Annotated in this window: 18 protein-coding genes; 8 read left to right on the forward strand and 10 right to left on the reverse strand. The window is 69.4% G+C overall.

Annotated elements, in window-relative coordinates; translation table 11 throughout:
- Positions 1 to 3: 3 nt before the first annotated feature.
- The 3 genes from BST11_RS03065 (at position 4) to purM (ending at position 3,234) form a co-directional block, all read left to right on the forward strand.
- A complete protein-coding gene (locus BST11_RS03065) occupies positions 4 to 399 on the forward strand; it encodes a sterol carrier family protein (protein ID WP_083136547.1) in 396 nt (131 codons plus the stop codon).
- A gap of 133 nt (positions 400 to 532) precedes the next feature.
- Positions 533 to 2,059, forward strand: a complete 1,527-nt coding sequence (gene purF, locus BST11_RS03070) for an amidophosphoribosyltransferase (RefSeq protein WP_083136548.1) — start codon at positions 533 to 535, stop codon at positions 2,057 to 2,059.
- An 80-nt stretch (positions 2,060 to 2,139) separates the two neighbouring features.
- Positions 2,140 to 3,234, forward strand: coding sequence for a phosphoribosylformylglycinamidine cyclo-ligase (purM, locus tag BST11_RS03075; RefSeq protein WP_083136549.1), 1,095 nt, complete (start codon positions 2,140 to 2,142; stop codon positions 3,232 to 3,234).
- Between the two features lie 53 nt (positions 3,235 to 3,287).
- Here the strand turns inward: purM and BST11_RS03080 are convergent, their stop codons facing one another.
- Together BST11_RS03080 and ygfZ are read right to left on the reverse strand one after the other, a co-directional pair.
- Positions 3,288 to 3,482 carry a DUF3073 domain-containing protein gene (locus BST11_RS03080; protein ID WP_083136550.1) on the reverse strand — a complete coding sequence of 65 codons (195 nt, stop codon included), beginning with the start codon at positions 3,480 to 3,482 and terminating at the stop codon, positions 3,288 to 3,290.
- A 147-nt stretch (positions 3,483 to 3,629) separates the two neighbouring features.
- The gene (gene ygfZ / locus BST11_RS03085) at positions 3,630 to 4,727 is read right to left on the reverse strand and encodes a CAF17-like 4Fe-4S cluster assembly/insertion protein YgfZ (protein WP_083136551.1); all 1,098 of its coding nucleotides are present in this window, start codon (positions 4,725 to 4,727) and stop codon (positions 3,630 to 3,632) included.
- A 50-nt stretch (positions 4,728 to 4,777) separates the two neighbouring features.
- Here ygfZ and BST11_RS03090 point away from each other — a divergent pair, with 50 nt between their 5' ends.
- On the forward strand, positions 4,778 to 5,641 hold the full coding sequence (locus BST11_RS03090) for an aminodeoxychorismate lyase (RefSeq protein WP_083136685.1): 864 nt from the start codon (positions 4,778 to 4,780) through the stop codon (positions 5,639 to 5,641).
- A 422-nt stretch (positions 5,642 to 6,063) separates the two neighbouring features.
- Here the strand turns inward: BST11_RS03090 and BST11_RS03095 are convergent, their stop codons facing one another.
- From BST11_RS03095 to lmeA, 8 genes are all read right to left on the reverse strand, one after another.
- A complete protein-coding gene (locus BST11_RS03095) occupies positions 6,064 to 6,474 on the reverse strand; it encodes a helix-turn-helix domain-containing protein (RefSeq protein ID WP_158086764.1) in 411 nt (136 codons plus the stop codon).
- A gap of 190 nt (positions 6,475 to 6,664) precedes the next feature.
- Positions 6,665 to 7,333, reverse strand: a complete 669-nt coding sequence (locus tag BST11_RS03100; RefSeq protein WP_083136553.1) for a nitrobindin family protein — start codon at positions 7,331 to 7,333, stop codon at positions 6,665 to 6,667.
- 230 nt (positions 7,334 to 7,563) lie between these two features.
- On the reverse strand, positions 7,564 to 7,866 hold the full coding sequence (locus BST11_RS03105; protein ID WP_083136554.1) for a DUF1416 domain-containing protein: 303 nt from the start codon (positions 7,864 to 7,866) through the stop codon (positions 7,564 to 7,566).
- Position 7,867: 1 nt separating this feature from the next.
- Complete coding sequence (locus BST11_RS03110) at positions 7,868 to 8,701, reverse strand: sulfurtransferase (RefSeq protein WP_083136555.1); 834 nt, start codon at positions 8,699 to 8,701, stop codon at positions 7,868 to 7,870.
- Between the two features lie 38 nt (positions 8,702 to 8,739).
- The gene (locus BST11_RS03115; RefSeq protein ID WP_083136556.1) at positions 8,740 to 9,213 is read right to left on the reverse strand and encodes a DUF4395 domain-containing protein; all 474 of its coding nucleotides are present in this window, start codon (positions 9,211 to 9,213) and stop codon (positions 8,740 to 8,742) included.
- 104 nt (positions 9,214 to 9,317) lie between these two features.
- Positions 9,318 to 9,407 (reverse strand): Ms5788A family Cys-rich leader peptide, encoded by a 90-nt coding sequence (locus tag BST11_RS29195; RefSeq protein WP_372509604.1) that lies wholly within the window; start codon positions 9,405 to 9,407, stop codon positions 9,318 to 9,320.
- Between the two features lie 29 nt (positions 9,408 to 9,436).
- Positions 9,437 to 9,868: a thioredoxin family protein gene (locus BST11_RS03120; RefSeq protein WP_083136557.1), complete on the reverse strand. Its 432-nt coding sequence runs from the start codon at positions 9,866 to 9,868 to the stop codon at positions 9,437 to 9,439.
- Positions 9,865 to 10,677, reverse strand: a complete 813-nt coding sequence (lmeA, locus tag BST11_RS03125; protein ID WP_083136558.1) for a mannan chain length control protein LmeA — start codon at positions 10,675 to 10,677, stop codon at positions 9,865 to 9,867. The genes BST11_RS03120 and lmeA overlap by 4 nt, the downstream gene beginning before the upstream one ends.
- 172 nt (positions 10,678 to 10,849) lie before the next feature.
- On the opposite strand from lmeA, the gene BST11_RS03130 reads away from it, so the two are divergent.
- The 4 genes from BST11_RS03130 (at position 10,850) to pstB (ending at position 14,627) form a co-directional block, all read left to right on the forward strand.
- The gene (locus tag BST11_RS03130) at positions 10,850 to 11,632 is read left to right on the forward strand and encodes a winged helix-turn-helix transcriptional regulator (RefSeq protein WP_142276174.1); all 783 of its coding nucleotides are present in this window, start codon (positions 10,850 to 10,852) and stop codon (positions 11,630 to 11,632) included.
- Entirely contained in the window at positions 11,629 to 12,552 is a 924-nt protein-coding gene (gene mshD, locus BST11_RS03135) for a mycothiol synthase (RefSeq protein ID WP_083136559.1), read from the forward strand. Before BST11_RS03130 ends, mshD begins: the two co-directional genes overlap by 4 nt.
- Before the next feature lie 150 nt (positions 12,553 to 12,702).
- Positions 12,703 to 13,818: a phosphate ABC transporter substrate-binding protein PstS gene (pstS, locus tag BST11_RS03140; RefSeq protein ID WP_142276175.1), complete on the forward strand. Its 1,116-nt coding sequence runs from the start codon at positions 12,703 to 12,705 to the stop codon at positions 13,816 to 13,818.
- A 32-nt stretch (positions 13,819 to 13,850) separates the two neighbouring features.
- Positions 13,851 to 14,627, forward strand: coding sequence for a phosphate ABC transporter ATP-binding protein PstB (pstB, locus tag BST11_RS03145; protein ID WP_068214471.1), 777 nt, complete (start codon positions 13,851 to 13,853; stop codon positions 14,625 to 14,627).

Genomic DNA, 14,627 nt, shown 5'->3' on the forward strand with positions numbered 1-14,627 from the left:
GGTGTGCCCGCCCGTCGTAGCGCCGATCCGGCAAAGACCAGGCAGGCGGTGCTGGCCGTCGTCGACTGGCTGCGGGACGCGTCCCGTCCGCCGCCCGAGCGCAACGCCCTGGCCACCGCGGTGCGGCTCACCGCGCGCACGCTGGCCGCGGTGGCACCCGGCGCCAGCGTCGAGGTCCGGGTCCCGCCGTTCGCCGCGGTCCAGTGCATCTCGGGCCCCCGGCACACCCGCGGCACGCCGCCCAACGTCGTCGAGGCCGATCCGCGCACCTGGCTGCTGCTGGTCACCGGGCTGGCGCCGCTCGAGGAGGCCAGGGCCGGCGGGACGCTGACGCTGTCGGGCTCCCGGGCGGGTGAAATCGGCCACTGGCTGCCGCTGGTCGACATCGGCGGAAGTTAACCCTGAACTGCACGTTTAGTCTTTTGCCGGCGGCGAATTCGGCGCTCAACACGCCCGACGGATTGGGCGCTCCGCCCGCCCTGCCCGTAGACTCCGTTAGGTCACCAATCGTTCGCCAGGGAGCCGCCGAACCGTGACCGTCCAGGAGCTCGCGCAGGATCTGAACTCCCCCCGCGAAGAGTGCGGCGTTTTCGGGGTCTGGGCCCCGGGCGAGGAAGTCGCCAAACTCACCTACTACGGCCTCTACGCGCTGCAGCATCGCGGGCAGGAAGCCGCGGGCATCGCCGTCGCCGACGGGTCCCAGGTGCTGGTCTTCAAAGACCTCGGCCTGGTCAGCCAGGTGTTCGACGAGCAAACGCTGGCCGCAATGCAGGGCCACGTCGCCATCGGACACTGCCGCTACTCCACCACGGGCGACACGACGTGGGAAAACGCGCAGCCGGTGTTCCGCACCACGGCGGCCGGCACCGGAGTCGCGTTGGGGCACAACGGAAATTTGGTCAACACCGCCGAACTCGCGGCGCGTGCCCGCGAGGAGGGGCTTATCGGCACCCGCTGTCCGGCCCCGGCCACGACGGACTCCGACATCCTGGGCGCGCTGCTGGCGCACGGCGCGGCGGATTCCACGCTCGAGCAGGCGGCGCTGGACCTGCTGCCGACCGTGCGCGGGGCGTTCTGCCTGACGTTCATGGACGAGAACACCCTGTATGCCTGCCGCGACCCCTACGGGGTGCGGCCGCTTTGCCTCGGACGGCTGGACCGCGGCTGGGTGGTGGCCTCGGAGACCGCCGCGCTCGACATCGTCGGCGCGTCGTTCGTCCGCGACATCGAGCCCGGCGAACTGCTGGCCATCGACGCCGACGGCGTGCGCTCGACGCGCTTCGCCAACCCCGAGCCCAAAGGCTGCGTCTTCGAGTACGTCTACCTGGCGCGGCCGGACAGCACCATCGCCGGCCGGTCGGTGCACGCCGCCCGGGTCGAGATCGGTCGCCGGCTGGCGCGCGAATGCCCGGTCGAGGCCGACCTGGTGATCGGCGTGCCGGAGTCGGGCACCCCGGCCGCCGTCGGGTACGCCCAGGAGTCCGGCATCCCGTACGGGCAGGGCCTGATGAAGAACGCGTACGTCGGGCGCACGTTCATCCAGCCGTCGCAGACCATCCGCCAGCTGGGCATCCGGCTGAAGCTCAACCCGCTGAAAGAGGTGATCCGCGGCAAGCGGCTCATTGTCGTCGACGACTCAATCGTGCGGGGCAACACCCAGCGCGCACTGCTGCGGATGCTGCGCGAGGCCGGCGCCCTCGAGGTGCACGTGCGCATCGCCTCGCCGCCGGTGAAGTGGCCGTGCTTCTACGGGATCGACTTTCCCTCGCCGGCCGAGCTGATCGCCAACGCCGTCGAAGACGAGGAAGAGATGCTCGCGGCGGTGCGGCACGCCATCGGCGCCGACACGCTGGGCTACATCTCGCTGCGCGGCATGGTCGCGGCTTCCGAACAGCCCGCGTCGCGGCTGTGCACCGCCTGCTTCGACGGCAAGTACCCGATCGAACTGCCCGGGGAGACCGCGCTGGGCAAGAACGTCATCGAGCACATGCTCGCCAACGCGGCCCGCGGATCCGGGCTCGACGATTTGGCTCCCGACGAAGTGCCGATTGTGCGCTGACCGAATTCGCTTGGTGCTGCTAAGACGTTTAAAAGACGTTTGATAACGGCACGAAGCGGCGCCCGGTAGCCTTTATCGCGATGACGGATCCCGGAAAAAGTCCCGGACGAAACCCGGGCAGCCAGGGCATCACCTACGCGTCGGCCGGGGTGGACATTGAAGCCGGTGACCGCGCCGTCGCCTTGTTCAAGCCGCTGGCGACCAAGGCCACCAGACCGGAGGTGCGCGGCGGCCTGGGCGGGTTCGCCGGGCTGTTCGCCCTGCGCGGCGACTACCGCGAGCCGGTGCTGGCGGCCTCCACGGACGGCGTCGGCACCAAGCTGGCGGTCGCCCAGGCGATGGACAAGCACGACACCGTCGGCCTCGACCTGGTCGCGATGGTCGTCGACGACCTTGTGGTCTGCGGCGCCGAACCGCTGTTCCTGCAGGATTACATCGCCGTCGGCCGGACGGTCCCGGAGCGCCTGAGCGCGATCGTCAGCGGCATCGCCGAGGGCTGTGTGCGCGCCGGATGCGCGCTGCTGGGCGGCGAAACCGCCGAGCACCCGGGTCTGATGGAGCCGGACCACTACGACATCTCGGCCACCGGCGTCGGTGTGGTGGAGGCCGACGACGTGCTGGGCCCCGACAGAGTCAAACCCGGCGACGTCCTCATCGCGATGGGGTCGTCCGGCCTGCATTCCAACGGGTATTCGCTGGCGCGCGCGGTCCTGCTCGAGATCGACCGGATGAACCTGGCCGGCTACGTCGAAGAGTTCGGCCGCACGCTGGGCGAGGAACTGCTGGAACCGACCCGCATCTACGCCAAGGACTGCCTGGCGCTCACCGCCGAGACCCACGTCCGCACGTTCTGCCACGTCACCGGCGGCGGCCTGGCCGGCAACCTGCAGCGCGTTATCCCGCCCGGGCTGGTCGCGGAGGTCGACCGCGGCACGTGGACGCCTGCGCCGGTGTTCGCCATGATCGCCCAGCGTGGCCGGGTGACGCGCGAGGAGATGGAAAAGACGTTCAACATGGGCGTCGGCATGATCGCCGTCGTCGCCCCCGAAGACACCGACCGAGCCCTGGCCATACTGACCGCGCGGCACCTGGATTGCTGGGTGTTGGGCACCGTGGCCAAAGGCGGAAAAGACGGCCCCCGGGCCAAACTGGTCGGGCAGCACCCGCGGTTCTGATGCCGGGCTAAAGACTGTGCCGATGCTCGAAGCATCGGCACAGGGTTGGAATTCTAGCGGCGCCAGTCGTCGTGGTCGTCCCAGGAATTGTCCGGAACCGAATTGTCCGAGGGCTCCAGCCCGTCGGAGTCGTCTGCGCTCGTTCCCGACAGCTCGCGCTGAAGCCGCTGGAAGTCGGTCTGCGGGGAACTGTATTTGAGTTCTCGTGCAACCTTGGTCTGCTTTGCCTTAGCCCGGCCGCGGCCCATGGGGGAACCCCCTCGCGCAATAACGGAGCGGCCTAACGAGTAGGCGGCTCCGATCTCTTGGTGTCGTTTTTGTCCTGCCGACAGTTTACCGTGCCTCGTGGCCGGGCGTCGGCGGCCCCTGTCCGCTGTGGCGGACGTCATCGACCATTATCCCGCACCACCCCGCAAGCGTTCAACGGCTAGCCGCCCGGCCCCGACGTGGTCGGCGGCGGGCAGGGATTCGGCGTCGATCACCGCGGCGACGGCCCCTTCGGCGCCGGTCGCCAGGGGCCTGTCCGCCGGCAACCCGCGCTTGACCAGCGCCAGCGCGATCGGCCCGAGGTCGACGTGGTCGACCACGGTTCCGAGGCGTCCGACGGCGCGACCACCGGCGAGCACCGCGTCACCGGTCGAGGGCCGATCCACCGAGCCGTCCAGGTGCACCAACACCAGCATCCGCGGCGGTTTGCCCAGGTTGTGCACCCGCGCGACGGTCTCCTGCCCGCGGTAGCAACCCTTGTCCAGGTGCACGGCCCCCGCGCCGGGACCACCGATCCAGCCCACCTCGTGCGGGATGGTGCGTTCGTCGGTGTCGACGCCGAGGCGCGGGCGCAATGCCGCCACCCGGTGCGCTTCGAAGGCCCACACCCCGGCCGGCCCCACGCCGGCCTTGCCCAGGCGGTCGCGCCAGGCGGCCGACTCGTCGCGCGGGACCACCAGGTCCAGCTCGATCTGGCCGGTGGGCGCGCCCGGCATCCGCCGCACGAAGCCGCCCGCGGCGAGCGGGACCGCGGTCGATTCGGCGGGCAGCGCGTCCAGGCCGAGCGCGTCGAGCACCGCCCGGTCGGCCAGCCGCGGGCCCAGCAGCGACAGCACCGCCAGCTCCGCGCCGGCCGGCATCACCTCGGACCAGAAGACCATCTTGCGCATGTACTCCAGCAGCGGCTCACCCCGCCACGGCTCGGTGTCGAGGTAGCTCGTGCCGCCCAGCTCGGTCTGGATCCAGTGGTCCTCGACGCGGCCCTGCCCGTCGAGGCTGAGGTTTTGTGTGCTGGCGCCCTCGGGGAGCTCGCCGACGTGCTGGGTGGAGATGCTGTGCAGCCAGGTTTGCCGGTCCTTGCCGGTCAGGGTGAGCACCGCGCGGTGCGAGCGGTCGATCACCACCGACTCGGATTCGGCCGCACGCTGCTCGCCCAGTGGATCGCCGTAGTGCCAGACCGCGCCGGCGTCGGGTCCGGGATCGGGTGCGGGAACGGGGCGGGTCACAGCTCAACTCTACGGACCGGCGCCGGATAGGCTTGTCGCCCATGATGGGTGTGATCGTCACACTGGACGGCCAGACACATCCGGCGGGGGAGCCGCTGCTGCACGCCGACGACCTGGCGGCCGTCCGCGGCGACGGCATCTTCGAGACGCTGCTGGTGCGCGACGGCCGGGCCTGCCTGGTCGAGTCGCACCTGCAGCGGCTGACCCACTCGGCCAAGGCGATGGACCTGCCCGCGCCCGACCTGCCCGGCTGGCGGCAGGCCATCGACGAGGCGACGCGGCGGTGGGCCCGGGGCACCGCCGACGAGGGCGCGATGCGCCTGATCTACAGCCGTGGGCGCGAGGGCGGTGCGGCGCCGACCGCCTACGTGATGGTCACCGCCGTCCCGGACCGGGTGAGCGCGGTGCGCCGCGACGGGCTGGCCGCGATCACGCTCGACCGCGGACTGTCCGCCGACGCCGCCGACGCCATGCCCTGGCTGCTCGCCGGCGCCAAGACGCTGTCCTACGCGGTCAACATGGCCGCCCTGCGGCACGCCGCCCGGCAGGGCGCCGGTGACGTGATCTTCGTCAGCTCCGACGGCTACATCCTGGAAGGCCCGCGCTCGACGGTGGTGATCGCCACAGACACCGAGCACGGCAACCCGTGCCTGCTGACACCGCCGCCGTGGTATCCGATCCTGCGTGGCACCACGCAGCAGGCCCTCTTCGAGGTCGCCCGGGCGAAGGGCTACGACTGCGACTACCGCGCCCTGCGGGTCGCGGATCTGTCTGCCGCCCAAGGGATTTGGCTGGTATCCAGCATGACCCTGGCCGCTCGCGTGCACACGCTGGACGGGCGGCGGCTGCCCCGACCCTCGATCGCAGCCGAATTCGCCGGACTGGTCGACGCGGCCATCGTCAGTGATCGCTGAGCGCTGAATTCGGTTGTGGCGCTGCAGGATGGCGGGTGCGGTCGGCCGTACACAAGGAAGGAGGTGGTCCGCGAAATTGATAGCTTCAGTCGGACATGCGCTGTCCCCTTACCAGGGACTACGTAGTCAGGTGGACGCGCTGTCGTCCTAGTTATCTTGACTGGGCTTATCCCCCAGTTAACAGAGGCCCCTGTGCTCAGGCGCGGGGGCCTCTTTGTCAGCCGCCAAGTGCGAGCTGTGCGAGTGCCTGCGAGGGTATCGCCGCCATCAAGCTCACACCGAAGGGCCAAACAAACGTGTTCGTGAACCGAGTCCAAAGCGTATTGCGGGCCTCTTCGCTGCTGTTGGCCCCGACCCGAAAAATCGTTGCCGCTAGGCGCTCGACCGCTTCGACGAGTATGAAGTCACCGACCAAGTCGTACTTATCTACAGACCCAGCTGATCCGTTTACCTTTGCTTTTGCCTGAGCGTGATTCCGACCACGCTTTGAGCCCATTACCCAGATCGACGGCAGCTTCTTCGAATACTTGCTGGCATACCTCAGCACGCCACGGCAGACCAGTCACCGTGATGTTGGCCGCGCCATCGGCGTCGACGGTGATCAGCCTGCCTGCGTCCTGGGTCTTCTTCCAGGCGTTGAAGCTGTTGATCAGATCGAACCCAGTCCAAGGAACCTCGAGACTTGGATCTGTGTTTCGTTGTGTGAGAGCAGTTTTCACCATCCGCAGGCACTGATTGAACGCGTATCGGGCCGCCCCTGCATGCCGGACGAGCACCTGCTGCTGCTCGACGCTGGGGTCGAGACAGAAGCGAAAGCTGGTGTGGCGCGTCATCTCATCGGTGAGCCTCCCACTACCCACCGACAAGCACCCACACGTCGGACCGCGCGAGCACCCAGTGGTAGCCATAGCGGTCCGAAGCTGGCGCGCCAACGTCGGGTCGATCCGATCGTTCGTCGCTGTCCGTAATCTTGCGGTTCGCGGTGGCGAAACACCTATGCGATGGGAGAGCCTGAGAGAGTAGTTACCCGGCGAACCGCGACAGCCGCGCCGAAAGGTGCGGCACCAGGCCGCCGTCTGCGTCCACCCGTTCCTCGACGTAGGCCAAATCGCCGCCCTCGACGATGCCGTAGAGCCGCTTGGCGCCGCCGACCAGCACGCCCGAGCGGCTGCGCGCCAGCGCGTCGGTCACCAATTCCCACGACGACTGGGTGCGCGGGCGCCCGTAGAACAGTTCGACGTAGCCGGCCGAATGGGCCAGCAACAGTTCGATGGCCTGCGACTCGGTGGGGTCGTCGGGATCGTTGACGAAGCGCCAGAAACCCGCCTCGCGCAGGCCGGGCTCCCGGTACTCGCCGTTGTCGTCGAGCCGCCAGGACCGCGCCTCCCAGTTCAGGTAGTCGCCGCCGTCATGGGAGACCACGATCTGCTGGCCGAAGCGGTAGTCCCCGTCGGCTCCGCGGCCCTCTCCCTCGCCGCGCCACACGCCCACCAGCGGCAGCAACGCCAGCAGCGCGTCGTTGAGGTTGGCGCCTTCGCGCAGGTTCGCGGTGTCCGCGGGGACGGGCAGGTCGTCGAATGCGGGAATGTTGCGCGACGCGGTGGCCTTGGCGCGTTCGGCGGCGGCGGCCACGGCGCGATCACCCAAACCCGCGGGACCGGCCGGTCCGTCGGGGCCCTCAGCGGGGGTCACGATTCGTCGGTGATGAGCCGGTAGAGGGTGTACAGCGCGAACCAAGCGATGACCACGACGGCCACGACCAGCATGATCTCGAAGAACAGCACCACAGGGACGAGTCTATTCGCCGGAGCGATCGCAAGCTCGGCGTGGCCGGGCGCTGCGGGTCGCGACCATGGGACGAGAGCGATCGCAAGCTCGGCGTGGCCGGGCGCTGCGGTTCGCGACCATGGGGCCGGTCGGCCTCAGGCGATCTTGACGTCCACCTCGTGAATGCCCGCGCCGGACGGCGACACGACGGCGTCGCCGTTGCCGACCGGGGACAGCGCCCGCAGCGTCCAGGATCCGGGCGCGGCGAAGAACCGGAAGTCACCGGTGGCCGACGCGACCACCTCGGCCGTGAACTCGTCGGACGAGTCCAGCAGGCGGACGAACGCGCCCCCCACGGCCTGACCGTCGCGGTCGACGACGCGGCCGGTGATCACCGTCTCCTTCTCCAGGTCGACGCTGGCGGGCAAGGTCAGTCCTTGCTTCGGTCCAGAGCACATATCAGCTTCCCAACTCGATCGGGGCCCCAACCAGGGAGCCATATTCCGTCCAACTGCCGTCGTAGTTCTTGACGTTTTTATGCCCGAGTAATTCCTGCAGCACGAACCAGGTGTGCGACGAACGCTCCCCGATCCGGCAGTACGCGATGGTTTCCTTCGTGCCGTCCAGCCCGGCGTCGGCGTACAGCTTGGCCAGTTCCTCGTCCGACTTGAAGGTGCCGTCCTCGTTGGCGGCCTTGCTCCACGGCACGTTGATTGCGCCGGGGACGTGGCCCGGCCGCTGGCTCTGTTCCTGCGGCAGGTGCGCCGGCGCCAGGATCTTGCCCGAGAACTCGTCGGGGGAGCGCACGTCGACGAGGTTCTTCACGTTGATGGCCGCGATGACCTCGTCCCGGAAGGCCCGGATGGTGTTGTCCGGCGGGGCCGCGGTGTAGGTGGTGGCCGGCCTGCTGACGGTGTCGGTGGACAGTGGGCGCCCATCGAGTTCCCACTTCTTGCGGCCGCCGTCGAGCAGCTTGACCTTGTCATGGCCGTACAGCTTGAAATACCAGTAGGCGTAGGCGGCGAACCAGTTGTTGTTGCCGCCGTAGAGGATCACGGTGTCGTCGTTGGAGATGCCGCGGTCGGACAGCAGCTTGGAGAATTGCTGCGCGTCGACGAAGTCGCGCTTGACCGGGTCCTGCAAATCGCTGCGCCAGTCCAGCCTGACCGCGCCGGCGATGTGGCCGGTGTCGTAAGCGCTGGTGTCCTCGTCGACTTCCACGAAGACGACGTTCGCGGCGTCAAGATTGCTCTCAGCCCAGTCCGCGGAGACCAGGACGTCGGAGCGTGCCATGGTGGGGATTCCTTTCGATTGCTGCTGACGAATCGGGGTTAACAGGGATCAGGGGCGCCGGCCCTAAGGCGTGCGACCAGGGGGTAGAGCTGGCAACCCAGGCAGATGCCGAAGGCTGCGTTCAGGAACGCCGCCCCCAGCGCGGCCGCGGTCGCGATCACGCCGACCAGCACGGCGCCGGCGGCGAAGCCGACGACGCCGACGGCGGCGAAGATCAGGCCGACGAGCTGAGCGAATCTCAGCGGTGCGACCGGCTCGCGCTCCGCGACGGGCCCCAGCCGCGGCGCCACTACAGCGGCGAACAGCCGACCGTAGGGGTGCCGACGCGGCCCGCCGGCGGCGCCGACGGCAAAAATCACGGCCTGCGCCCCGAGAATGACCGCAGCCGCCAGCGGACTGGCGGCTGAAACGATCAACGCGACGACGAGCACGGCGGTCGTGACCCAGGCGGTGAACCTGGGCCCCCGGACGTCGACGCGGTCCGGCTCCGCGGCGGTGTTGCTGCTCGGCACGGTAGTACTCCTAGAAATCTGGTTGCGCGGAAACGGGGGAGGCACGCCCTAAGAGCCTGAGCGGGGATCTCAAGCTGCTCCGAGTGCGCGCAGGGCGCCGCTACTCAGCAGCTACAGCAACAGCAACAGCCCGCGAGCCGGCACAGGTCGACTGCGCGACGCATGGTGAGCATGGGCTCGAGGCGGGCTGACACGACGGCAAGCTTACCCAATGGCGCCCTGCTCAAGCCAACAGCGGTTGCAGCACCGAGCGCAGGTCGGCGGCCTTGGGCACGCCGGAGGCCCGGTACCGCTGCCGCCCGTCGACATCGAAGATCAGCGTGGTGGGCAGCGACAGCACCGAAAACCGCCGGGCCGCCGCCGGATTCGCGTCGAGGTCGATCTCGACGTGCGCTATGGGAGATCCCGGGTCGCCCACATCCGAGCACACCTGTTCCACCACGCGGCGTACCCGATCGCAGGGCCCGCACCACGGGGCGCTGAAATGCACGATTGTCGGGCCGCTGCGCGAAAGGCCCAGGTCCGCGGTGTCGAGGGCCGCGCCCGGAGCGGAGTCGATCGCGCGGAGCCGTCCCGATCCGCGCGTCAACAGCCATCCGGCGAGGGCCGCCGCGGCGAGCGCCGCCACGATGCTGGCGATGGCGACGGTCGTCATGACTGCTTGAACCCGTCGAGCCGCAGCGTTACTCCCCGGGCGACGCCCTCGATGATGACGTCGGAGCCGCGCGCGCCCTCGGAGGTGGGCGCGACACCGAACGGAAGCCGCTGGTCGGGCAGCCGGGCGTTGAAGGCATGCAGGACCGCGTCCCGCTTGTCGTCCGGCACGGCCTGGTCGGCGGTGTCGGGCCCGGTGAGGACGCCGGTCGCGGTGAACACCAGCGTCGCCGGGTCGTCGGCGGCGATCGACAGGTCCACCGAGACGCTGACCCGGCGGTCGAAGCCGGACACGTGCGGGGTTCCGCTGAACACCAGGCCGTGGCTGTCGGAGATGCCCGAGGCGGTGACGCCGCCGGTGGCCGTGTTGGTCTCCCGGGGCGGTGCCTCGACCATCAGGTCCCTGATGCCCAGGTAGCCGCCCAGATGCGTCGAGTCGATGATGATGCGGCTCTCCAGCTTTTCCACCGGCAGCCTCGCGTCGGGCCTGATCAGCCACGACGCGTCGGTCAGGTCCACCGAGTACATCGTGGCCTCGAGCGTGGCCGTGCCGACCCTCGCGTGATCCACGGCGTTGGCCTTGATCTCCAGCTGGTTGTAGTGGCGGCGCATCGCTTGCGGGATGAACGGGAAAGCCACGATGGCGACGAACGGGTCGGACCCCAGATTGGCCGCTTTGCGCATGGTCGACGACAGCCGGTACTCGGCGTAGATGCTGGTCCCGTAGTCGACACCGACGGCGCCGACGACGACCACGCCGACGGCGACGGCCGCCGCCGTGACACCGATCAGGACCTTGCGCACCGGCACATTGTCGCGTAATCGGCCGCGCCCCGCTTCGCGGACCACCTGCCGGCGGCCCGCACACTGTGTCTCCGCGAGGCGGAAACCCCAGGTGGCAAGTTATCGTTGAGTTACCTGGCAACCAACGCGGCGTGGCGTTAACAATGTGGGAGATGCCTTTCCCCCGAGCTGGAGGGGCTTGTTGGAGCTATTACTGCTGACGTCGGAGCTTCACCCCGACCCGGTCCTGCCGTCGTTGTCGCTGCTTCCCCACATCGTCCGGACCGCGCCGCCGGAACCTTCGTCGCTGCTGGAGGCGGGCACCGCGGACGCGGTGCTCGTCGACGCGCGCACCGACCTGTCGTCGGCGCGCGGGCTGTGCCGGCTGTTGAGCACGGCGGGCCGGTCGGTCCCCGTCCTGGCGGTGGTGACCGAGGGCGGGCTGGTGGCGGTCAGCTCCGAGTGGGGCCTCGACGACATCCTGCTGCCCAGCACCGGGCCCGCGGAGGTCGACGCGAGGCTGCGGCTGGTGGTCGGCCGCCGCGGCGGGCTGGCCGACCAGGAAAGCGCGGGCAAGGTGAGCCTCGGCGAGCTGGTGATCGACGAGGGCACCTACACCGCAAGGCTCCGCGGCCGCCCGCTCGATTTGACCTACAAAGAGTTCGAGTTGCTGAAATACCTCGCCCAGCACGCCGGGCGGGTGTTCACCCGCGCGCAGCTGCTGCACGAGGTGTGGGGCTACGACTTCTTCGGCGGCACCCGCACGGTCGACGTGCACGTACGACGCCTGCGGGCGAAGCTCGGCCCCGAACACGAGGCGTTGATCGGCACCGTGCGCAACGTGGGTTACAAGGCCGTCCGCCCGGCGCGCGGCCGCGCGCCGATCGGCGACCCCACCGACGCGGAAGGCACCGAAGACGACGCCGAGCCGGACGTCAAGGAGTTGCAGGAGCCGCTGCGCGACCCGTTGCGCAGCCAGTGATCTCGCCGGACTGGCGCTCCGTCCTGACCGCCGACGAGCAGCGAGGTGTGCGCGAACTCGTATCGGCCGCAACCGAATTCGACGGCGTGGCACCCGTCGGGGAGCAGGTGTTGCGCGAACTCGGGCATGAGCGCACCGAGCACCTGCTGGTGACCGGTGCGCGACCCGGTGCGCTCATCGGCTACCTCAACCTCCGCCCGCCCCAGGACGACGACCCGGGAATGGCCGAATTGGTGGTGCATCCGCGGGCCCGCCGGCGCGGTATCGGCGCGGCGATGGTGCGAGCCGCCGTGACCAGGACGGCCGGGCGCAACCACTTCTGGGCGCACGGCACCCTCGAGCCGGCCCGGGCTACCGCCGCGGCGCTCGGCCTGGTTCCGGTGCGCGAGCTGGTCCAGATGCGACGCTCCCTGCGTGACGTCCCCGAGTCGGTGCCCCCCGTTCCGGGGGTGCAAATCCGCACCTACGACGGCGCGGCCGACGACGCGGAGCTGCTGCGCGTCAACAACGCCGCCTTCGCCTACCACCCCGAGCAGGGCGGGTGGACGCAAGCGGACCTAGCGGAGCGGCGCAGCGAGCGGTGGTTCGACCCGGCGGGCTTGTTCCTGGCGTTCGGCGCGCCCGACAGCGATCAGGCGGGCAGGCTCCTGGGCTTCCACTGGACCAAGGTCCACCCCGACCGGCCGGGTTTGGGGGAGGTGTACGTCGTCGGCGTCGACCCGTCCGCGCAGGGACGCGGCCTCGGGCAGGCGCTGACCGCCATCGGAATCCGGTCGCTGGCGGACCGGCTGGCCGTTTCGGCCGAACCGACCGTGATGCTGTACGTCGAGTCCGACAACGCGGCGGCGGTGCGCACCTACCAGGGCCTGGGCTTCACGACCTACAGCGTCGACACCGCGTACGCGCCCGCGCGCTGCTGACCGCGGCCGGACAAACCCTTCCCGGTGTCGCGGCGGCGCATACTTTCGGCGAGTCTTGGCAACCTTCCTTGGGTAATGGCCGGGGGGCTTCGTTGGGGAATGGCTGGGGGGCGCACCCGCGCGCACGGAATGCATCAGGAAGCGAGATCTGTGAGGCTCGACAGGGAGGGCAGGGCGCTGGCCGCCGCGGCGATGGCGATCTGCGTCGGGACGATGACCGCCTGCGGCGACGACCACCGGCGCGGCGGCTCGGCGACCAACGGGCCGGGAGCCCCCGGCACGGCGGATTGTGGCGGCAAGAACGGGCTGACGGCGGAGGGCTCGACCGCTCAGCAGAACGCGATGTCTGTGTTCAACCAGGCGTGGGGCCGGTCCTGCCCGGGCAAGGGCGTGTCGTACAACGCGACCGGGTCGGGCGCCGGTCGCGAGCAGTTCATCGCGGGCAACGTCGACTTCGCGGGGGCGGACTCCCCCCTGGTCGCCGACCAGATCGGGCCGGCGGCCAAACGCTGCGACGGCAACCCCGCATGGGACCTGCCGCTGGTCTTCGGCCCGGTCGCGCTGGTGTACAACCTGCCGGGCCTGCCCAGGCTGGTCCTCAGCAGCGACGCCCTGGCCAGGGTCCTCAGCGGCAGGATCACGGCCTGGAACGACCCGATATTGCAGGCGCTCAATCCCGGCGTCGCCCTGCCCGACACCCCGATCGTGCCGATCTACCGCGCGGACTCGTCGGGAACGACCGACAACGTCCAGAAGTACCTGACGGCCGCGGCGCCGCAGAGCTGGACCCTTGGGGTGGGCACGGAGTTTCGGGGCGGCGTCGGCAGAGGGGCGACCAAGTCGGCCGGCGTGATCGAGGCCGTGAAGGCCACCCCCGGCGCCATCGGCTACGTCGAGAAGGGGTGGGCCGACCAGGCCCGCATGCCCTACGCACAGATCGACACCGGCAAGGGTGTGGTGGCGCTCACCAACGACACGGCGGGAAAGGCCATCCGGGCCACCGGTTTCCTGGGCGACGGCAACGACCTGGTGCTCGATCTGAACCCGATGTATGCGGCCCGGGATCCCGGCGCGTACCCGTTGGTGCTGGCCACCTACGAGATCGTGTGCTCGAAGGGTTACGACCCCGGAACCTCCACCGCGCTCAAGTCGTTCCTCAGCGTGGCCGCCGGGAACGGGCAGGCCGGGCTTCCGTTAGCCGGTTATGTCCCGCTGCCCGATAAAGTCAAAGAGCGATTGGTTACCGCGATCGGCGCCATCCAGTAGCCAACGGGCGCAGGAAGCAGGTAGGAGCAGTAGTGGCCAAGCGGTTGGACCTCAAAGCCGTCAACATCTACTACGGGGCGTTCCAGGCGGTCGCGGACGTGACCATGTCGGTTCTGCCCCGTAGCGTGACGGCGTTCATCGGTCCATCGGGGTGCGGCAAGACGACCGTGCTGCGCACGCTGAACCGGATGCACGAGGTGATCCCCGGCGCCCGGGTCGAGGGCAGCGTGCTGCTCGACGACCAAGACATCTACGGTTCGCGCATCGACCCGGTCGGGGTGCGGCGGGCCATCGGCATGGTGTTCCAGCGGCCGAACCCGTTTCCCGCCATGTCGATTCGCGACAACGTGGTCGCGGGGTTGAAGCTGCAAGGGGTGCGCAACCGCAAGCTGCTCGACGAGACGGCCGAATCCTCACTGCGGGGGGCGAACCTGTGGGACGAGGTCAAGGATCGCTTGGACCGGCCCGGCGGCGGGTTGTCCGGCGGCCAGCAGCAGCGCCTGTGCATCGCCCGCGCGATCGCCGTGCAACCCGACGTGTTGCTGATGGACGAGCCGTGCTCGGCGCTGGACCCGATCTCGACGATGGCCATCGAGGAACTGATCAGCGAGTTGAAGCAGGACTACACCATCGTCATCGTCACCCACAACATGCAGCAGGCCGCCCGGGTGAGCGATCTGACGGCATTCTTCAACCTGGAGGCGGTCGGAAAGCCCGGACGGCTGGTCGAGATCGACGACACCGAGAAGATCTTCTCCAACCCGAGCCAGAAGGCGACGGAGGACTACATCTCCGGCCGCTTCGGCTGA

Source organism: Mycobacterium alsense (genome assembly GCF_002086635.1).
Taxonomy (GTDB): domain Bacteria; phylum Actinomycetota; class Actinomycetes; order Mycobacteriales; family Mycobacteriaceae; genus Mycobacterium; species Mycobacterium alsense.

Excerpts from the sequence above, each read along its gene's own strand:
- BST11_RS03120 (WP_083136557.1), bottom strand. The coding sequence starts at position 9,868 with ATGACGACCGTCGCCATCGCCAGCATCGTGGCGGCGCTCGCCGCGGCG.
- BST11_RS03095 (WP_158086764.1), bottom strand. The coding sequence starts at position 6,474 with ATGACGCGCCACACCAGCTTTCGCTTCTGTCTCGACCCCAGCGTCGAG.
- BST11_RS03080 (WP_083136550.1), bottom strand. The coding sequence starts at position 3,482 with ATGGGCCGCGGCCGGGCTAAGGCAAAGCAGACCAAGGTTGCACGAGAA.
- purM (WP_083136549.1), top strand. The coding sequence starts at position 2,140 with ATGACGGATCCCGGAAAAAGTCCCGGACGAAACCCGGGCAGCCAGGGC.
- BST11_RS03110 (WP_083136555.1), bottom strand. The coding sequence starts at position 8,701 with ATGGCACGCTCCGACGTCCTGGTCTCCGCGGACTGGGCTGAGAGCAAT.
- BST11_RS03105 (WP_083136554.1), bottom strand. The coding sequence starts at position 7,866 with ATGTGCTCTGGACCGAAGCAAGGACTGACCTTGCCCGCCAGCGTCGAC.